15 protein-coding genes are annotated in these 16576 nt (G+C 42.5%); 6 read left to right on the plus strand and 9 right to left on the minus strand.

Going from position 1 to position 16576, the window contains the following annotated elements; genetic code table 11:
- Nucleotides 1–71 precede the first annotated feature (71 nt).
- From lpxL to AV939_RS13925, 6 genes are all read right to left on the minus strand, one after another.
- Complete coding sequence (lpxL, locus tag AV939_RS13900; RefSeq protein ID WP_061997809.1) at nt 72–998, minus strand: LpxL/LpxP family Kdo(2)-lipid IV(A) lauroyl/palmitoleoyl acyltransferase; 927 nt, start codon at nt 996–998, stop codon at nt 72–74.
- A gap of 187 nt (nt 999–1185) precedes the next feature.
- Nucleotides 1186–1452 carry a DUF3081 family protein gene (locus AV939_RS13905; protein ID WP_057790447.1) on the minus strand — a complete coding sequence of 89 codons (267 nt, stop codon included), beginning with the start codon at nt 1450–1452 and terminating at the stop codon, nt 1186–1188.
- Between the two features lie 106 nt (nt 1453–1558).
- Complete coding sequence (locus AV939_RS13910; protein ID WP_061997810.1) at nt 1559–2086, minus strand: hypothetical protein; 528 nt, start codon at nt 2084–2086, stop codon at nt 1559–1561.
- Between the two features lie 98 nt (nt 2087–2184).
- Nucleotides 2185–3372, minus strand: a complete 1188-nt coding sequence (locus AV939_RS13915; protein ID WP_156454642.1) for a hypothetical protein — start codon at nt 3370–3372, stop codon at nt 2185–2187.
- A 3-nt stretch (nt 3373–3375) separates the two neighbouring features.
- Nucleotides 3376–4170 (minus strand): outer membrane lipoprotein-sorting protein, encoded by a 795-nt coding sequence (locus AV939_RS13920; RefSeq protein WP_061997811.1) that lies wholly within the window; start codon nt 4168–4170, stop codon nt 3376–3378.
- Nucleotides 4157–6466, minus strand: a complete 2310-nt coding sequence (locus AV939_RS13925) for an efflux RND transporter permease subunit (protein WP_061997812.1) — start codon at nt 6464–6466, stop codon at nt 4157–4159. Before AV939_RS13925 ends, AV939_RS13920 begins: the two co-directional genes overlap by 14 nt.
- Before the next feature lie 263 nt (nt 6467–6729).
- On the opposite strand from AV939_RS13925, the gene AV939_RS13930 reads away from it, so the two are divergent.
- The 5 genes from AV939_RS13930 to AV939_RS13950 all read left to right on the plus strand — a co-directional run bounded on the left by AV939_RS13930 (nt 6730) and on the right by AV939_RS13950 (nt 13288).
- Complete coding sequence (locus AV939_RS13930; protein WP_061997813.1) at nt 6730–8979, plus strand: acyl-CoA dehydrogenase; 2250 nt, start codon at nt 6730–6732, stop codon at nt 8977–8979.
- A gap of 232 nt (nt 8980–9211) precedes the next feature.
- On the plus strand, nt 9212–9880 hold the full coding sequence (locus AV939_RS13935; RefSeq protein WP_197427681.1) for a hypothetical protein: 669 nt from the start codon (nt 9212–9214) through the stop codon (nt 9878–9880).
- Between the two features lie 206 nt (nt 9881–10086).
- A complete protein-coding gene (locus AV939_RS13940) occupies nt 10087–12120 on the plus strand; it encodes a putative bifunctional diguanylate cyclase/phosphodiesterase (protein ID WP_231751124.1) in 2034 nt (677 codons plus the stop codon).
- 5 nt (nt 12121–12125) lie between these two features.
- Nucleotides 12126–12716: a thymidine kinase gene (locus AV939_RS13945; RefSeq protein ID WP_057790434.1), complete on the plus strand. Its 591-nt coding sequence runs from the start codon at nt 12126–12128 to the stop codon at nt 12714–12716.
- A 77-nt stretch (nt 12717–12793) separates the two neighbouring features.
- On the plus strand, nt 12794–13288 hold the full coding sequence (locus AV939_RS13950) for a hypothetical protein (RefSeq protein WP_057790432.1): 495 nt from the start codon (nt 12794–12796) through the stop codon (nt 13286–13288).
- 22 nt (nt 13289–13310) lie between these two features.
- Here the strand turns inward: AV939_RS13950 and AV939_RS13955 are convergent, their stop codons facing one another.
- The 3 genes from AV939_RS13955 to AV939_RS13965 form a co-directional block, all read right to left on the minus strand.
- On the minus strand, nt 13311–14342 hold the full coding sequence (locus AV939_RS13955; RefSeq protein ID WP_057790430.1) for a LacI family DNA-binding transcriptional regulator: 1032 nt from the start codon (nt 14340–14342) through the stop codon (nt 13311–13313).
- Nucleotides 14343–14588: 246 nt separating this feature from the next.
- Nucleotides 14589–15218: a uracil phosphoribosyltransferase gene (upp, locus tag AV939_RS13960; RefSeq protein ID WP_057790428.1), complete on the minus strand. Its 630-nt coding sequence runs from the start codon at nt 15216–15218 to the stop codon at nt 14589–14591.
- A 58-nt stretch (nt 15219–15276) separates the two neighbouring features.
- A complete protein-coding gene (locus AV939_RS13965; protein ID WP_057790426.1) occupies nt 15277–15513 on the minus strand; it encodes an XRE family transcriptional regulator in 237 nt (78 codons plus the stop codon).
- Nucleotides 15514–15994: 481 nt separating this feature from the next.
- Here AV939_RS13965 and AV939_RS13975 point away from each other — a divergent pair, with 481 nt between their 5' ends.
- Entirely contained in the window at nt 15995–16450 is a 456-nt protein-coding gene (locus AV939_RS13975) for a hypothetical protein (RefSeq protein WP_231751125.1), read from the plus strand.
- Nucleotides 16451–16576: the final 126 nt, after the last annotated feature.

Genomic DNA, 16576 nt, shown 5'->3' on the forward strand with positions numbered 1-16576 from the left:
TTTACCTTACGCACAAAAAGCGCGCTACATCAGTAATTGTACACCTAACGATGTAATAGGTAACTGCTCCGTTAGTACAATGATGGGGTGTCTTTACTGGGTCTGGTTTTAAACCGCTTGTGCATCCACAAGTAACTTTCGGGCTGCTCCTTAATGGCCTTGTCGATATGGGTGTTCAATTCCGTTAATGCAGCAATATCGTCTATATCCCCTAAATGCGTCAATGGAGGGTATATTTTGATTTTGTAACCTCTCGCAGTGTACTGAGACGTAATTATCATGGGTACACTGGTAGAGCGACGAATAAACATCAGCGTAGCAGTAGTGGTCGCGGTTTCAGCTACTCCACCAAAGGGGACGAACACGCTTTGCTTTGGTCCGTAATCTTGATCTGGAAGGTACAAGCAAAGCTCTTTGTCTTCTAAGGCCATTAACAAGGCCTTGGCATTTCGCTTATCAATCATGTACTTATTTGAGCGGTTGCGACCATGGTACTGTAAATAGTCGACTAGCGGATTATTGTGTTTTCTATAGAAGGCGATGCTTGGGTGGAAATAACCAATCCCCCTGCATGCAAATTCAAGATTCATATTGTGCAGGGCCATACCAAAAACCCCATGGCCGCTGGCTATGGCCGCTTCAACATGCTCTGCACCTTCAATTTCTATGGCCTTTTTCACTCGCCAATCAGGCCACCACCACCCCATAGCCGTTTCAAATAACGCCATACCGGTTCTACGCACGTTTTCCTTTAATAGCGCCTGCACTTCTGACTCTGATAATGAAGGGTTCCAAAGTTCAAGGTTTCGCTTTGCTACGCGCACGCGCTTAGGAACAATTTTCGCAATCAGTTTACCTGCACCACCACCAATAAATCGTATGACTGGTAGAGGGAGCCAAGTGATGATGTAGAGAAGGAATACTCCTAGCCATACCGGCCAAAATTTTGGAGTAAGAAAAGACAGTTTGAATTTAGGAGCCTTAATTGCCGCAGCCAACGCACTCTATTCCTAACAAATTAAGAGGAGCGCTATTGTAGCAGACCAAATTAAAGTCGAAAGTGCGTTGGTGGAATAATTCGACACTACTGCCGTGGTATTTTGTTTTCAATGCGCCATGATGTGGTTTAACAATCTCGATAAACGTCAATTTTTGAAAGAAGGTTGCCCTCCCCAATCAAGCGATTTAGTGAGCGCCGTACTCTTTATCTATCTGCTTCAGCTTTTTCTCAAAAGTTTGAAAGTGATCGTCTTTTTCGTAATCAAAGTGATATTGATTATGGAAACCAAATTGCAGTTTACAATTTTTATCTTCAATAAATAGCGTGTAACCATCGAGGTCGGTGTACGCAACGATACCATTTAGATGATACTGATCTTCTTTCTTATCACCGTTAGTTCGGATTTTTTCAAACACCTGTAATAGGAATTTACTGTCTAATTCATTTTTCATAAATGGTTCCTTAGTTTTTGACTAGCAACTCTTTTTACGCTGAATGATAGTGTTTGGATTACACCGCTATATTTGTATGTGTTTGGTCACCCTACCCTATTGAGCATTAAAAATTATAACGAAAGCCCAAAGACACTAAATGCGTTGATAGGTCGTCTTCCCCGCCTAAATATATATATTCCAGTCGCACCATAGATTTTAGACCAACATAATAATCAAATCCAAGGCCAGCAATACCTGCCACCACACCCTCGTCAAATGAGCATGCATCACCTGATAACGCTGAGTTGCCACAGTAACGCGCACTTGCAATATCAGCGTTTGCGATACCTAACTTATAAAACAGTTCCCCGTACTCGCTTTTCGCCTTTCCAAGTACAGCAAGGTAAAGCGCATCACCCGAAAGCTCGGTATCATCTTCGCTATCATTAGTTAAATTAAGGTAACCCACTTCTGCATACCACTGTCTATGGATTTGGCGCCCGAAAGCAACACTGTAAGCTAGCCCGCTATTCTCGACATTTGTGAACTCAAAGTCACTAAACCCAACTGACGCAATACCATAATGAGTAGAAGCACTATGTGCGTTAAACATTGAAAAAAGCGCAATAAAACCAACGACAAACTGCTTCATTAAAACCTCAAGTTAGAACCACAAAAAATAACCCTAATAGTAAATAACTAGGGTTACGAGTGTAAATGTTAAATTTAAATCAGAAATAACGCCTCGTACTAAAAAAAGTACTCAAGGGTAAATTGAAGATGATCATCTCTTCTAAGGAAATAAAAGGTATCGTCAGTATCATCACTTGAAAAGAAATAGCCATCCAATTTCCAGCGCCAATGAGGTGAAATACGACTAGACGCTTCAATAAATGCACTGGAGGTACTCGATTCATCTAAATCTTGCACGTATCCCATGAGCACTTCGGTTCCATCAATATCGTTAAAGATAAACCGTAAGCCCACCATAAGGTCATTTTGACCCACAGCAAAGAAGTTATCTTCGCGCTCATCGAACTGGTACTCACTCAATACACCTAGGCCATATTGAGTATCGAATATGCCTTGTGTGGTGTATTCGAAACCTGTCACTACCGCAGTAAAATCTTCCGATTGCCCTTCACGATATATCGACTCAAATTTAAGTAACCACGCACCATATACGGTAAGTAAATCCACGCCTACCTGACTGATTTGCGCGTAATAGGGAAGAATCTCTGGCTGACCTTCTTCATTTATCGTAGTAACAAGTTCTGGCTCTCTGCTTGTACCTGAAAAATAAGATAGCCCCACTTCCCAATCACTGATACTTGATTGCCACCTCAGCGCATAATCAACATGGCTTTGTTCACCATCCGACTCGTACAAGGCTTCTCCTACAGCAATGGGCGGACGCAAACGTCCATCTGCACTTTCAAAGGTGCGCTCTCTAAAATAGGGCAACACAAATGCTGAAAACGTGCCGAAGTCACTAAAGTAAGAAACATTAACCATAGGCTGACCAAGTTTATCTTCTCCATCTACCGCTTCAATGGCATCGGTTTGGTTAACGATGTCAACCAGGTGAATAGACTCGGTTTGCCCCCAGAATACTTTTCCAATCCCTACTTTGGTTTCCCATGTGTCTGCCACATGCATCCATTGCAGTTCTCGAACATCGAAGTGTGTTCTTTCCTCATCGTGTTGGTCGGCCCTGAAAAAGGGCTTAAACAGCAAGCTGTCTTCACCATCATTCCACTCGGTATAAGTTTCGGGGCTAAAAAAGACTGAGCCGTAAGTTCTTTCTTGCACTTCGTAGAGGGCGTCTTGCATGAAATAGCGCAGCTCTCCACCGGCAGAGCCTGTTATTTCCGTATTGGCCAGTAGAGAGAATGAAGCCGTAATACTCGATACAAATAAAGCGATGGATTTAATCACGAACTACCGCGCTCTTTTTAAACTGTTTTTGTCAAAGTCTGATTCTGACAAGTCGGTATCAAAAACTAAGCTTTCTGTAATTAGCGACGTAGACTTACGCGTTTGTACGTTCGTCATCTCGCTACGGATAGGACGCCAGTATTTCTCTTTATAAAGCTCGTAATCTTTTAGCTCAAGCACCTTAAGTAGCGCCCCTTTCTTATCGTAAAACTCAACTTTATGTACACGGTAGTGAGACTTATCAATCCATACTTTTTGCAGCGTATAACCCGAATAATCGTATTGAGGAACTTGCTCTAATACAAAGCACGCTTCACCATCAATCGTCTCGTCACCCACATAGGTATAAGAAAACTTCTCTACTTCGAACGATGTCATATCTTCAAAAGCAAACTCACTGCCGACAAAAGGTCCACTCTTGTTTTTGGACGCGATACGCTTTACCCGTTTTAAAGCAGGAAGAAATATCCACTGTTCATCAGCATCGAAAACATGGGAGAAGCTCAAAAATGCAGTCCCTTTTACATCCCGAGGCGATTGAAAAACCGTTAGTGCTTTATCACCATCATCGGTCAACTCCATCGATTTCACGTTGAGTTTGCGTGTTGCTTCTTGGCCTTGCGCATTGCGTAGTACCATTAAAATTTTGGCCTCTGAATTATTCCATCCACGATCTCTCGCTTTTCGCTCTTGGGCTATTTCCAGTCCCTTTGCGCTAGGCTCACTCTCGGCGGCAACGCCATTGAATGTGGTGATAGATATGAACGACGCCAGTAAAACAAGGCTAATGTATCTCACTATTCTTCTCCGGTAACGGGGTTTCATCTTTATCCAACCACATCAATAATGCAGGCAGGAAGATAAGGTCAACAGCCAAAGCCGCGATGATAATAATAATAGTTAATATGCCCATATGCGCATTCAGCATAAAGCTTGAAGACGCTAGCACACCAAAGCCGACTGTCAGCACAATTGTAGTTGTGGTTAATGCCATCCCAACCGTGTTAAATGCATACAGCACACTTTCTTTAACCGACTTACGTGTCAGCCTCGCCGACTGATACTTCGACAAGAAGTGCACTGTATCGTCAACAATAATGCCCATGGTCATACTGATAACCACCGACAGTGCCATATTAATTTGGCCAGAGATTAACCCCCAAACGCCAAACCCGATAGCGGCGGGTAGCAAATTAGTAAACAAGCTTACCAACCCTAGTCGCCACGAACGTAACGCGAACAATATCAAAACAGAAATAAGGACTAAGGCATAAATAGAGCCCTTTACCATACTTTCCATATTTCGATCGCCAATATGCGCAAACATTAATGGCGGACTTGCGGCTTCCAGACGGTTGTCGCTGCCAAGGCTTTTAAAATACGCTTTGGCATCAGACTCTAATGCGGTTAAATCTTTACTGCCTAAGTTATCAATAACGGCGATAATTCTCATTGCCGATTTATCAATATCTAACTGATTGCTTAAGTCTAGACCAAATGGCAGCGACATTTCGTACAGCAAAACATACTGCGAGGCCAGTTCCCCATCTTCTGGTAATCGATAATAAGTGTCGTCATCACCATGCATATTTTTATTTAACCGTTTTAATGTATCGGCAAATGACAGCACATGATGAACTTCTTCTTTATCGCGCAACCATTTAGTGAGTAATTCTACTCGCGCTAAAAAGTCAGGTTCTGTAGCACCATAAGGGGTATCAGAATAAATGACGAAGTCGATGTTAGACATACCACCAAGCTTCTCTTCATTTATTTCCACCGCTTGCCCAAACGTACTTCTATCGTCGAAGTATTTCACTGCAACATCATTTAGCTCGTTATTGGTAGCAAAAAAACTGATGCCTACAATCACTACCGCACAAATGGGTAACAGAGCTCGGTAATTCGATGTGACTTTATTTCCCAATCGCTCGAAGACCTTGTTATTTTTTGTTGTCTTCACTTTTAGTGGCTTCAATAGCAATAAAGCAGGCAGGAACCAAAGCGATAATACACAAGCGAGCATTACGCCAAATGCAGTCATGTTACCTAAATCGGACAAGACAGGAACGGCAGAAAAGTTCAGCATTAAAAAGCCAATCGCCGTGGTAACACTGGTGATAATAATAGGCTTAGTATTAATTCTTAAGCTTTCATTGATCGCATTAGCGTTAGTGAGGCCGCGCCCAAGAAAGTACTGCACACCCACAATAATGTGGATACAGTCAGCCACTGCCAGCGTGGTTATCATGGTGGGGGCGTTTACCGTAGCCGTACTTAAAAACATACCGAGCCAGCCAGATACACCGATGGACGTGGCGATAGAGACAATAACCACTAATAATGTGGCAAGCGCTGCAAACACGGAACGAACAATCACGCCTATCATGACAATGATAAGGAAAAACATGAGGGGAATAAGCGTACTTGCGTCTTGCTGTGCAGCCACCGCAAAGGCATCGTTCATTACAACCATACCGGTAAGGTAGATAGTGTGGCCGGGATATTTTTCCTCTAACTGCTGCTTTAACGCAGTGGCAGCTGTTGCGATTTCAATCACTTCTTTTGTTTGGTCGCCGTCAGGGAGTTGAATGGTCGTATTTACTACCAAAACATCTCCTGGGTACGACACTAACCTTCCGGTTAGTTCAGGGGTACTATCAAGTACATTTTTAATATCCGTTATTTCAGAATTCGAGAGCGAACCCGTAGTAATTAAGTCTTCTACAATAAGATCGTCATCTTCGGCGTAGGTGTATTGGAAGTTAGAGATGGATTCCACGCGGGTAGAAAGAGGGAGTTGCCATGCAGCTTCTGTAAGCTCAACAACTAAAGATAAGGTAGACGGTTTAAACACATTATCGTCATCTGGCACAACCATAAAAGCGACATTTTCGCTTTTATTAAATATGTTCTGCATTTCTTCAAAGGCAAGTCGTTGCGGATTGTCAGGCTCAAAAAATACTTTGTAGTCGCCCCGAAAGTATAAATTTTTAGCACCGACTATCGCAACTAACATCGCAACAATAACCACACAGATAGTTAACTTTGGTGACGCAAACCACCTTGATGTGTTCGATGATGTTTCTTGCATTACAACTTCCTGTAACTCGCTCTGTTATCGAAAGTTTACCTGTAAATGGTTAATAAACATAACTCAGTTACCAGAATATTTTTGGATGCTGCCTCACATTTGTTACATAAGCTCACATGATCCATTTACCGCGCTATCGTAATCGCTTCATTTTATTAAATTTTACATATACAACACTATTTATGAGCAATTTTTTTGATCTTTTCTGAAACTGATGTAGTATTAACACCATACAACTGGTCAGATGAGCGGATGAGTCAAATATGAGTATTAGAACTAGCTTAAAAAAAGTGTTACCACCAATTTCTGTAACAGAGCAGGAAGCGTTAGACGCAGGTGACGTTTGGATTGAATCTTCTATTTATCAGGGTAAACCTGATATGCAGGCACTTCGTGATATCCCTCAAGCAAAATTGAGCGCTGAAGAGCAAGCATTTATGGACGGCCCAGTATCAGAATTACTGGGTATGATTGATGACTTCGAGTTAAACAACGGCGATCATATTCCTCAAGACGTTTTAGACTTCTTAGGTAAGAACCGTTTCTTCTCCATGATCATCCCTAAGAAATTTGGCGGCCTTGAGTTTAGCCCGTACGCTAACTCAACGATTGTTGCCACTATCGCAGCAAAATCTGGTGCAATCGCAGTAACCGTTATGGTACCTAACTCGTTAGGCCCAGGTGAGTTGCTGATGCATTATGGTACTACTGCCCAACAAGATTACTGGTTACCACGCCTTTCAGATGGCCGTGATATTCCATGTTTCGCCCTTACTAGCCCAGAAGCGGGTTCAGATGCCGGTGCTATTCCAGATGCTGCTATCGTCACCAAAGGTGAGTATAACGGCGAAGAAGTACTTGGTCTTCGTATCAGTTGGGACAAGCGTTACATTACGCTAGCGCCAATTGCTACCGTACTTGGCTTGGCATTTAAAGTATTCGATCCAGAGCAATTACTTGGCGACAAACTAGAGCTAGGTATTACCTGTGCCCTACTGCCTAAATCTCACCCTGGTGTAGAGCTTGGTAATCGTCACGACCCTATGGGCGTACGTTTCTATAACGGTACCACTCGTGGCCAAGATGTATTTATTCCTATGGAATTTATCATTGGTGGTCAGAAAAATATTGGTCGCGGTTGGCAAATGCTAGTAGCGTGTCTTGGTGCAGGTCGAGGTATTTCACTTCCAGCGATGGGCGTTGCAACAGCACAATCTGCATTCAAAGGTACGGTTGAGTATTCATTTGTACGTGAGCAGTTCGGCGTGCCGATTGGTCGCTTCGAAGGTATTCAAGAGAAGATGGCAGATATCGCAGGTAAGACTTTCTTACTTGAAGCCATGCGTGTACTTACCACTGAAGGCTTAGGCTTAGGTGTTAAACCATCGGTTGTTACTGCTATTGCTAAATACCATATGACCGAACTTGGTCGTGATGTGATGAACTCAGCTATGGATATTCAAGCAGGTAAAGCGATTCAGCGCGGACCGCAAAATACCCTTGCAGGTGGATATGCAGCACTTCCTATTGCCATTACGGTTGAAGGTGCAAACATTCTTACTCGTAACCTAATGATTTTCGGTCAAGGTGCAATGCGTTGTCACCCTTACTTGAAAGACATGGTTGACCTTATTCACAGCAACGAAAGTTCTGCTGATAAAGAATTCAACAAAGTGTTACGTAAAACCGTTGGTTTTAGTGTTAAGAATGCATTTCGCAGCCTTGGTAAAGGTTACTTACCTTTCCTACGCGGTTCAGAGTCTGCACTGCCTGAAGTACGTAAGTATGAAAAGCGTGTAAACAGCATTTCAGCTAAATTAGCGCCACTTGCTGACTTATCACTAGCAGTACTTGGTGGTGACCTTAAGAAGGCAGAGTTACTTTCAGCCCGTCTGGGTGATGTGATGAGCTACCTTTACGGTGCAATGGCAGCCATTCGTTTTTACGAGCAGCGCATTGAAGATCGTAAACTTGCACTACCGTATTTCGAATACGCTATGCAATGGTCATTACAACAAGCTGATCAGGCCATTGTTAACTTCATCAACAATTTCCCGAACACACCGACTCGTGGCCTAATGCGCTTACTGACCAACACTTACTCAAACAGTGTTGCAGGTATCAGCGATGACCTAGTACGTGAATTGTCTATGGCATCTATGCAAGACAACAGTGTGAAAGCCCAGCTGACTCACTTAGTTCGCGTTAGCCCAGGTGATGGTAACGACATTAACGAGCAAGCGTTCAAAGCGAAACATGCGGTTGCACACCTGTTAGGTAAAGTGCAAAAAGCACTTCGCAAAGAGCCAGTGGTGCCGTTTATCTCGTTTGAACACGCACTGAACAAGCTTCAAGAAAAAGGTGTTATTAATCCCGAAGAAGCTGCACAGTTGCATGATTACAACGAAAAACGCCAATTGGCGGTTCGTGTTGATGAGTACACTTTCGACATGGAACTATTGCCAGCAACTGAGACGTTGCGCGCAATTGATGGCGGAAAAAACGCGGCTTAGTACTACCTATTTAGCTCGCTACCAATTGAAAGCTCTGGCCTATGGCCGGAGCTTTTTTGTATGTGAAAATGACTTTGCTGTAGCGCATAAAAGCGCAGCCTACCCTCTTTGTATATGCAAACCTACGCGGCTTGCACCAAAGGGTGAAAATTCCCCCTTTAACATCTACGCTTTATATATTCATTCTTATCCATAAAAATTTATGCAAATACTAAAACTTCTTAGTACTGCTTTGTTTTTTTCTTTTATTTGCTCAGCTGATTGTTTAGCCAATGGGGCCGACGATTCGCCTATGCTTATAGGCTATATAGGGCACCCTAGAGTGGTGAGTCATTACAACGATATTATTGCCAGAACTTATAGCAAACTTGGTATATCCGTCGAATTTATTGAAGTAGGTGGGGAGAGAGGCCTTCGCTTGCTGGATGAAGGTGTGACAGATGCCGATACTATCCGCTACGAATTAGCCGCAAACGATTTTAGCAACTTTTTCGTCGTGCACCCCGTTATCGCAAAAGGCGCGACAATCTTATTATGCATGCGCGATAGCCCTTGTGTAGCCAATATACTTTCAAACCCAAAAATCGCCATTGCCGCTACTACCCGGTTTAACGTGAATACAGACCATTGCGGTCTTGTCATTACTGCAGATATCCGCGAATACGACCGCTTCGACCAAGTTGTGAATCTACTCGTTTCAGGTCGATACGACTACGCATTATTGCCGACCGACTTTTCCGATGAAGCTACTTTTAAAAATTTAGGTGCTCAACACCTTGTCATTGTAGAGCACGATATCGTTCATGTGGTTAACAATAAATATCTTCACCTGCAAGAGGACTTATCAGAGGCTCTGAGTGCCGTTTTAAAAGAAGTTAATGCAATTACGACCCGTAATTAACGCGATTGGCACTAAATGGCCGTTGCTATTAAAACGTTGCTTCTTACGTCGCATAGCAATTTTGATGATTTGCGTGTAATTTAACCAAGGTAAGTGTGTAAATTTAAAGCAGTAAAAGCAATATCACTGCTATTGTTTACTAAACCAATAAAAACTTCACACCAAGTTTAGCTTAAAAGCTTATTGAGTTGGAACGTAGATTTATAGTGAAAAGTTTTGATGAACAAAGAGGTTCAACCTCCCCTATTCCTATAACGCCGCAAATGCAGCGCGACATGATAGATATGCTCAACAGTAATATGTTTACTGGTTTAGCCATGACTTTCGGCGCTTTCTTGGGGTTAACGTTCGGTTTCGATACCGAAGCGGAGCAGAGCTCAAAAATATGGCTTTTTATCGCAATGAGCACTGTTATTCTTCTTCGTTTTGCGGATGGCCTTTACTGGCTAACTAGATTAAAAGGCACTGAATATAATGTGCGGCCTGTAAAATTTAGGTTCGCGATTGGCGTGTATTTAGCCTCTGCGGTATGGGCACTTTATTCAATTCTTCTCTACGCAACAATGAACCCGGTAGAGTTAGCGACAACCATGGTTGTTTTAGGCGCGATGGCCGGTGGTGCAGCTTCAGTGTTAGCGCCGAGTAAAGTTTTCGTTTTTGTCTACACCACTTCACTGCTTGTGCCCATATCAATTATAGCCTTGTTTGACGATGACAGAAATTTTGTTGTTTTAGGAATGTTAGGCCTTATTTTTTGTATAGGTATACTCGTTAGTTCCTTGCGTTACCACCGATTCTTTTTTGATACCGTATCTCTTAGGTATAAGAACAACCGTCTTGTAGAGCAAATGCAAGCCGATAGAAAAGAGACTGCCAAAATTAACGCTATGCTGCGTAAATCCAACGAGCAGTTAGATGATGCTAATGCCAATCTAGAAGATGAAGTAGAGAAACGTACCGCCGATATTTTTAGATTATCCAATAGAGATCCGTTGACCAATTTACTGAACAGAAACGGTCTGTTCAAACAGTTGAACACTCTCATTGAAAGCACCAAAGCACTTGATAATAACCTTGCGGTTTTGTTTATCGATTTAGATGGTTTTAAGCAGGTAAACGATAGCTTAGGGCATAAGGTCGGCGATATTGTACTTGCAGAAATTGCTAACCGACTCGCCGAATATTGTGAAAAAGATCATCTCGCCAGATGGGGAGGCGATGAGTTTGTTGCGGTAACCCCCTACGCTACCGTTCATACCGCAGTAGCCGTTGCCCATGCTATGCGTAGCGGAGTCACTGAGCCCATCATAGCTTTAGAAAACCAAATCACATTAGATGCCACTATCGGCATTGCCATATACCCTGAGCATGGCAACGACACCATGACACTTATTCAACAAGCTGACTTGACCATGTACGATCAAAAACGCAAACAAAGGGGCACTATCGGCGTTTTTAGTGAAGACTTACATGAAAAGATAAAGAGCGAACAGCGCCTTTGTGAACAATTAAGGCACGCCATCGATAAAAACGCATTTTCTGTGCACTACCAGCCTATTATTTGCGCCGATACGCAAAAATTAACATCAGTTGAAGCGCTACTTCGTTGGAATTGTGATGGCAAAGTAATCTCACCAGCGCGCTTTATTCCCCTTGCTGAACGCACAGGTTTAATGCCTGAGATTGGCGCTTGGGTGTTAAACCATGCCTGTATAGATGCAACAGAATGGCCATTCAAAGATGACATTGCGTTATCTGTGAATGTATCTATTAGTCAGTTGCTTGATGAAACCTTCATTAATACGCTAGATAAGGTGCTAGCATCTACCAATATTGCCCCTTCCCGTCTTTACTTGGAAATAACAGAAAGCGTTTTCGCCAACAATGTTAATGCGGTTGCCAGCCAAATACATAACGTTAAGGCGCGGGGTGTTAAGATATCAATCGATGACTTTGGTACAGGGTACTCGTCGTTGAGCAGATTGCAGTCAATGCCTTGTGATTTTATAAAAATTGATCGCTCATTTGTACAGAATACCAATGAAGGTAGTGATACTATTATGCGCGCAACCATGCTCATCGCAAACGAGTTTGGTTGTAAGACCATTGCTGAGGGCATTGAAACCTTAGACCAAATGAACCACATCAAAACCCTGGGTGTGGATTATATCCAAGGCTTTCTTTACGCTAAACCAATGCCATTGAGCGACCTTAAAACCTGGTATAACGAAAACAAATAACATTCATGGCTCAACTTTATTTTTATTACTCTGCAATGAACGCAGGAAAATCGACCTCTCTTTTACAATCAGCTTATAACTATCGCGAGAGAGGCATGCACTCTCTGATTTATACCGCTGCTTTTGATGACCGCTATGGCGTAGGAAAAGTAACCTCTAGGATTGGGCTACAAGCCGACGCAAAACTTTATGGAAATGATGACGATCTTTATGAAGCCATAAAACAAGACAATGAAGAAAAGCGCTTAGATTGTATTTTCATTGATGAAGCACAGTTTCTAACACAAGTTCAAGTTCGTCAGCTAATAGAAGTGGTAGACGAATTAGATATCCCCGTTTTGGCTTACGGATTACGTACTGACTTTTTGGGTGGCACTTTCGAAGGAAGCCACTACCTTCTTGCTTGGGCTGATAAGTTGTTCGAACTTAAAACGGTTTGCCACTGTGGGCGCAAAGCGAACTTCGTGGTAAGGCTAGATGAAAAGGGCAATGCGGTTACCGATGGAGATCAAGTACAAATTGGTGGTAACGATCGCTACGAGTCAATGTGCAGAAAGCATTTCAAAGAGTTGGTCTGGGATAAAAACAAAATTTAATGTTTCTTAAACTTCACTCTTTGAAAGTAAGTATATACTTAAACTAATATGTTTGAATCACCTCAAAGAGTGTCGCTTTGGATATAGACCGCTATACAACACTCGTCATTTCATTATCAAAATGCGGATTGGATGAGCAAGATAAACTATCTGCCATAGTGTCGTGCCTTAGACTAAGCATTCCAGCCGCGAACCGAATAAGCTTATGGCGATTCGAAGAAAACAAAACCAGAATTCGGTGCCTTACGTTAAATCAGGATGGTCAAAATTTGCCAACTCATGGTTTATCGCTGTCTGAAGAAGATAGTCCCAATTATTTCGACAACATACTAAACCAAAGTGTTTTAGTAGCTTCAGATGCCCGCAACCACTCTGCCACCAAGTGTTTCAACGAAAATTACTTCAAGCCAAACGACATTTACTCACTAATGGATTTTACCTTCCACCACCACTTCAATCCTATTGGCGTTATATGCTGCGAGAAGACACACTGTGCAATCCAATGGTCACAAAATGATATCGATAACTTAAAGCGTGTGGCGCAAATAACATCTATGTTTTACGACAGCTAGTTACTCAACTTAGCACTCACAACTAAGCGCTAACGGTTTCACCCATTTTTAAGTCAAACGGCAGCACGGTACTTTTCAGCGATTCGCTGAGTAACGCTTGTGCAGCCATCTCGCCTTTAAGTGCACTTGATTGGCAAACAGTGGTTAAATTAGGACGCGTTCTGTCTGCTTCTTCGATACCATCAAAGCCTGTAATTTTTAGTTCTTCAGGTACTTTGATACCCATTGAAAGCGCTGATTGCAGCAGTTCTAGGGCAATAATGTCACTCATACATAAGACGGTATTAGGCCTAGGGTTACTGTTTAACACCTCTTTAGCCGCTTGCTTTGCGAAGCTACGCTCACTTTCTGGAATGTGCCAAACCCAATCATTTGATATTGTTGCTTCACTTTCATCAATTGCTTTCATATAACCGTCTAGTCGGCGATGAGAAATAGAGGTTTGAACTTCTATAAGCGGACTGTCATAAATGCGGCAGGTACTTGGAGATTCAATCAATCGCAGCCCTAAAATGGCAACCTGATCACCTGGGGAAATAGCTTTTTTAGCGATTTGATACGCGGCGTTATAATTATCGATATTAACAGAAGGAAGCCCTTCAATATCAAAATCTACCGTAATAGCAGGTTTACTTTGTCTGGCCAGCTCTTCCGCTAGTTTATAATTGCGTGGGGCGCCATAACAAATGAACCCATCAACGAAATCCACCACATCAAGGATACTTTCTGAGTCGCCCGCATAAAGAAGCAGGTGTTTACCTTGCTGCTGCAATATACTTGAAACCCCTTTGATGAAGGTGCTGGCCACTGGGTCGCTGACGGTATAAGGAATACTATCAGCCAGTACTAGGGCCACAATATTAGAACGCCCTTTTCTTAAGATTTGTGCGGCTTTGTTAGGCCCGGTGTAACCAATGCGATCGCACTCGGCAAGGATATGCTCTCGACGTGCTTTAGATAGTTGATCGGGCCTATTAAATGCATTTGAAATAGTGGCGGTAGACACACCTAACTGCAACGCTACATCTTTAAGTGTCAATTTAGTTTTGGTCATTTTTATTTGTACTATTCCCTGCGTATTTAGCAACAACACTAACGGTAACTATTTACGCGTAAAACACGCTTTAAGCTTACCTATTTGTTGGCTACCCGCTATTTACAGTAAAGATAACCTTAACTATATCACCACTTAAACGATTAAATCACACCTCTTATCGAATACCTACGACTGAAAGGTTTTAAGCGAATGAGGAATGAATACTATTGGGCTAAGTTACCTTAATCCCTATCGGTCTTGTGACTACCGTGTTCCAAATATTTTATCGCCTGCATCACCTAATCCAGGCAATATGTAGCCCTTTTCGTCCAGTCGGTGGTCAATAGCAGCAGTGAAAATCTCTACATCAGGATGGGCATCGACCACAGCTTTAATACCTTCTGGCGCCGCTACTAAAAAGAGCCCCATGATTTTCTTACAACCCTTTTGCTTCAGTAGGTCGATGGTGGCAATTAACGTACCGCCAGTCGCAAGCATTGGGTCAACGATTAACGCGGTGCGTTCGTCAATGTTTTTTACTACTTTGTCAAAGTAGGCAACAGGCTGCAGTGTGTCTTCGTCGCGATACAAACCAACCACACTAATTTTTGCATTAGGGATTAGCTCTAATACGCCCTCTAGCATGCCCAACCCAGCACGAAGGATGGGGACTACGGTAATCTTCTTACCTTTAATTTGTTTAACTTCAACATCATCACCAGACCAACTTTTTATCACCGCACGCTCTGTGGGTAGCGTTCGAGTTGCCTCGTATGTCAGTAAGTTACCTACTTCTGATGCTAACTCTCGAAAGTCTTTACTGCTAATTTTGGCGTAACGCATCAACCCTAATTTGTGTGCAATTAATGGGTGAGTTATTTCATGAACGGCCATTTTACTTCCTTAAGTATCTGTTTTACACAGTTTAACCGCTCATTCCATTTAGGCAAAATTAACCTAACGTATTTTCTCCTACATTCACGGTGCTACCGTCAGGTAATGTCATTTCTATTTTGATGCTTCCCCCAACTGCCGCTAGGTAAGCCGACGCTCTATGAAGAGGTACATCTTGAATGCGTTTCGACTCAAGTTTACTTACGCCAGAAGCAGTAACGCAAAGCGCCATCGCCACGACTTCTTGTTTTACTCTGTGTTGCTTTCTAATTTCACCTAACGTTAATTCTCTCATTGTTTTGCCGCCGATATATTTTGGGCATAAAAAAACCCAGATAGTTTAACCTTTCTGGGCTTTTGCAAAACATTCTTACTTTTATGCTATGCCCAGAAGCGAATACTTGCCCCTGAACACTCAGCGTCAGGCGCTATTATTGGGTATAATTGTAAAAGTAATTAAAGGTAACGTTTTGCATGATGAATTCTCTTTCGTGGTTAAAATGCGCACTTGCGCTGCTCACTTATCCTTTACCATACCATTATTAAGTGCAATCACAACAACTTTCCATTTTGGAATCTTTCTACTTAAAACGAACGATAGTATTGAGTTAACCGTAATCAAAGAAGGCTATCCGCATATTATATATGGATTATATTTAAGCTTTGAAGGAATGACAATTTCACTCTCCTTTACTAGAAACTTACACTTTACTTGGCAACTTTAGTGTCTAAAATCACTCTTAAGGTTATCTTTAGCTACCTCAAAAATTATAATTATGAAATTACTAGTTCCCTTTTTAGTTGCTACTGCCGTGTTAGCAGGCTGTGCCGGAAAACCAGACCATCGAGATCAAGGTGAAGTGTTTTTCGAAACCAAAATTAACCCCGACGGCACCAAATTATTTGCCTTTAGCATTGGTATGCCGAGCCGAGGCAACCGAGAAGACGGCAACGGTCAGCGCCCCTCTCGAGGCGGTGAAGGTGGTGGTCGCGGCGGCAGAAGTGGCGGCCAAAACGGTGGCGGAGAAACTAGGGGCGGTAACGATCGTGATGCCGAACGTATGGAAGCTTTTTACGATACATTGCGTGAAAAGTTATTTGAAACGCAATATTGTCGTAATGGCTATATTGAAATTGATACTCATGAAACTGAAGGCCGTTATCACCTTCTAGGCGAGTGCCAAGAATCAGCGTCAGAGGAAGATAAACTCAAATTTGCCAATCCTTATTAACTGATAAGTCATCGCTCATACACCTATTAATCGCGGTATGGGCGATCACTTTTCATGTTTGGATAAATATGAAAAGTGCTAACGCATGTTGGATGGAACGTTAATCACAAGCTTCTGTTGCAAGCA

It is taken from the genome of Alteromonas sp. Mac1 (assembly GCF_001562125.1).
GTDB lineage: Bacteria > Pseudomonadota > Gammaproteobacteria > Enterobacterales > Alteromonadaceae > Alteromonas > Alteromonas stellipolaris.

Coding starts and splice junctions, on each gene's coding strand:
- AV939_RS13945 (WP_057790434.1), top strand. CDS start 12,126: ATGGCTCAACTTTATTTTTATTACTCTGCAATGAACGCAGGAAAATCG.
- AV939_RS13975 (WP_231751125.1), top strand. CDS start 15,995: ATGAAATTACTAGTTCCCTTTTTAGTTGCTACTGCCGTGTTAGCAGGC.
- AV939_RS13930 (WP_061997813.1), top strand. CDS start 6,730: ATGAGTATTAGAACTAGCTTAAAAAAAGTGTTACCACCAATTTCTGTA.
- upp (WP_057790428.1), bottom strand. CDS start 15,218: ATGGCCGTTCATGAAATAACTCACCCATTAATTGCACACAAATTAGGG.
- AV939_RS13955 (WP_057790430.1), bottom strand. CDS start 14,342: ATGACCAAAACTAAATTGACACTTAAAGATGTAGCGTTGCAGTTAGGT.
- AV939_RS13905 (WP_057790447.1), bottom strand. CDS start 1,452: ATGAAAAATGAATTAGACAGTAAATTCCTATTACAGGTGTTTGAAAAA.
- AV939_RS13910 (WP_061997810.1), bottom strand. CDS start 2,086: ATGAAGCAGTTTGTCGTTGGTTTTATTGCGCTTTTTTCAATGTTTAAC.
- AV939_RS13965 (WP_057790426.1), bottom strand. CDS start 15,513: ATGAGAGAATTAACGTTAGGTGAAATTAGAAAGCAACACAGAGTAAAA.
- AV939_RS13925 (WP_061997812.1), bottom strand. CDS start 6,466: ATGCAAGAAACATCATCGAACACATCAAGGTGGTTTGCGTCACCAAAG.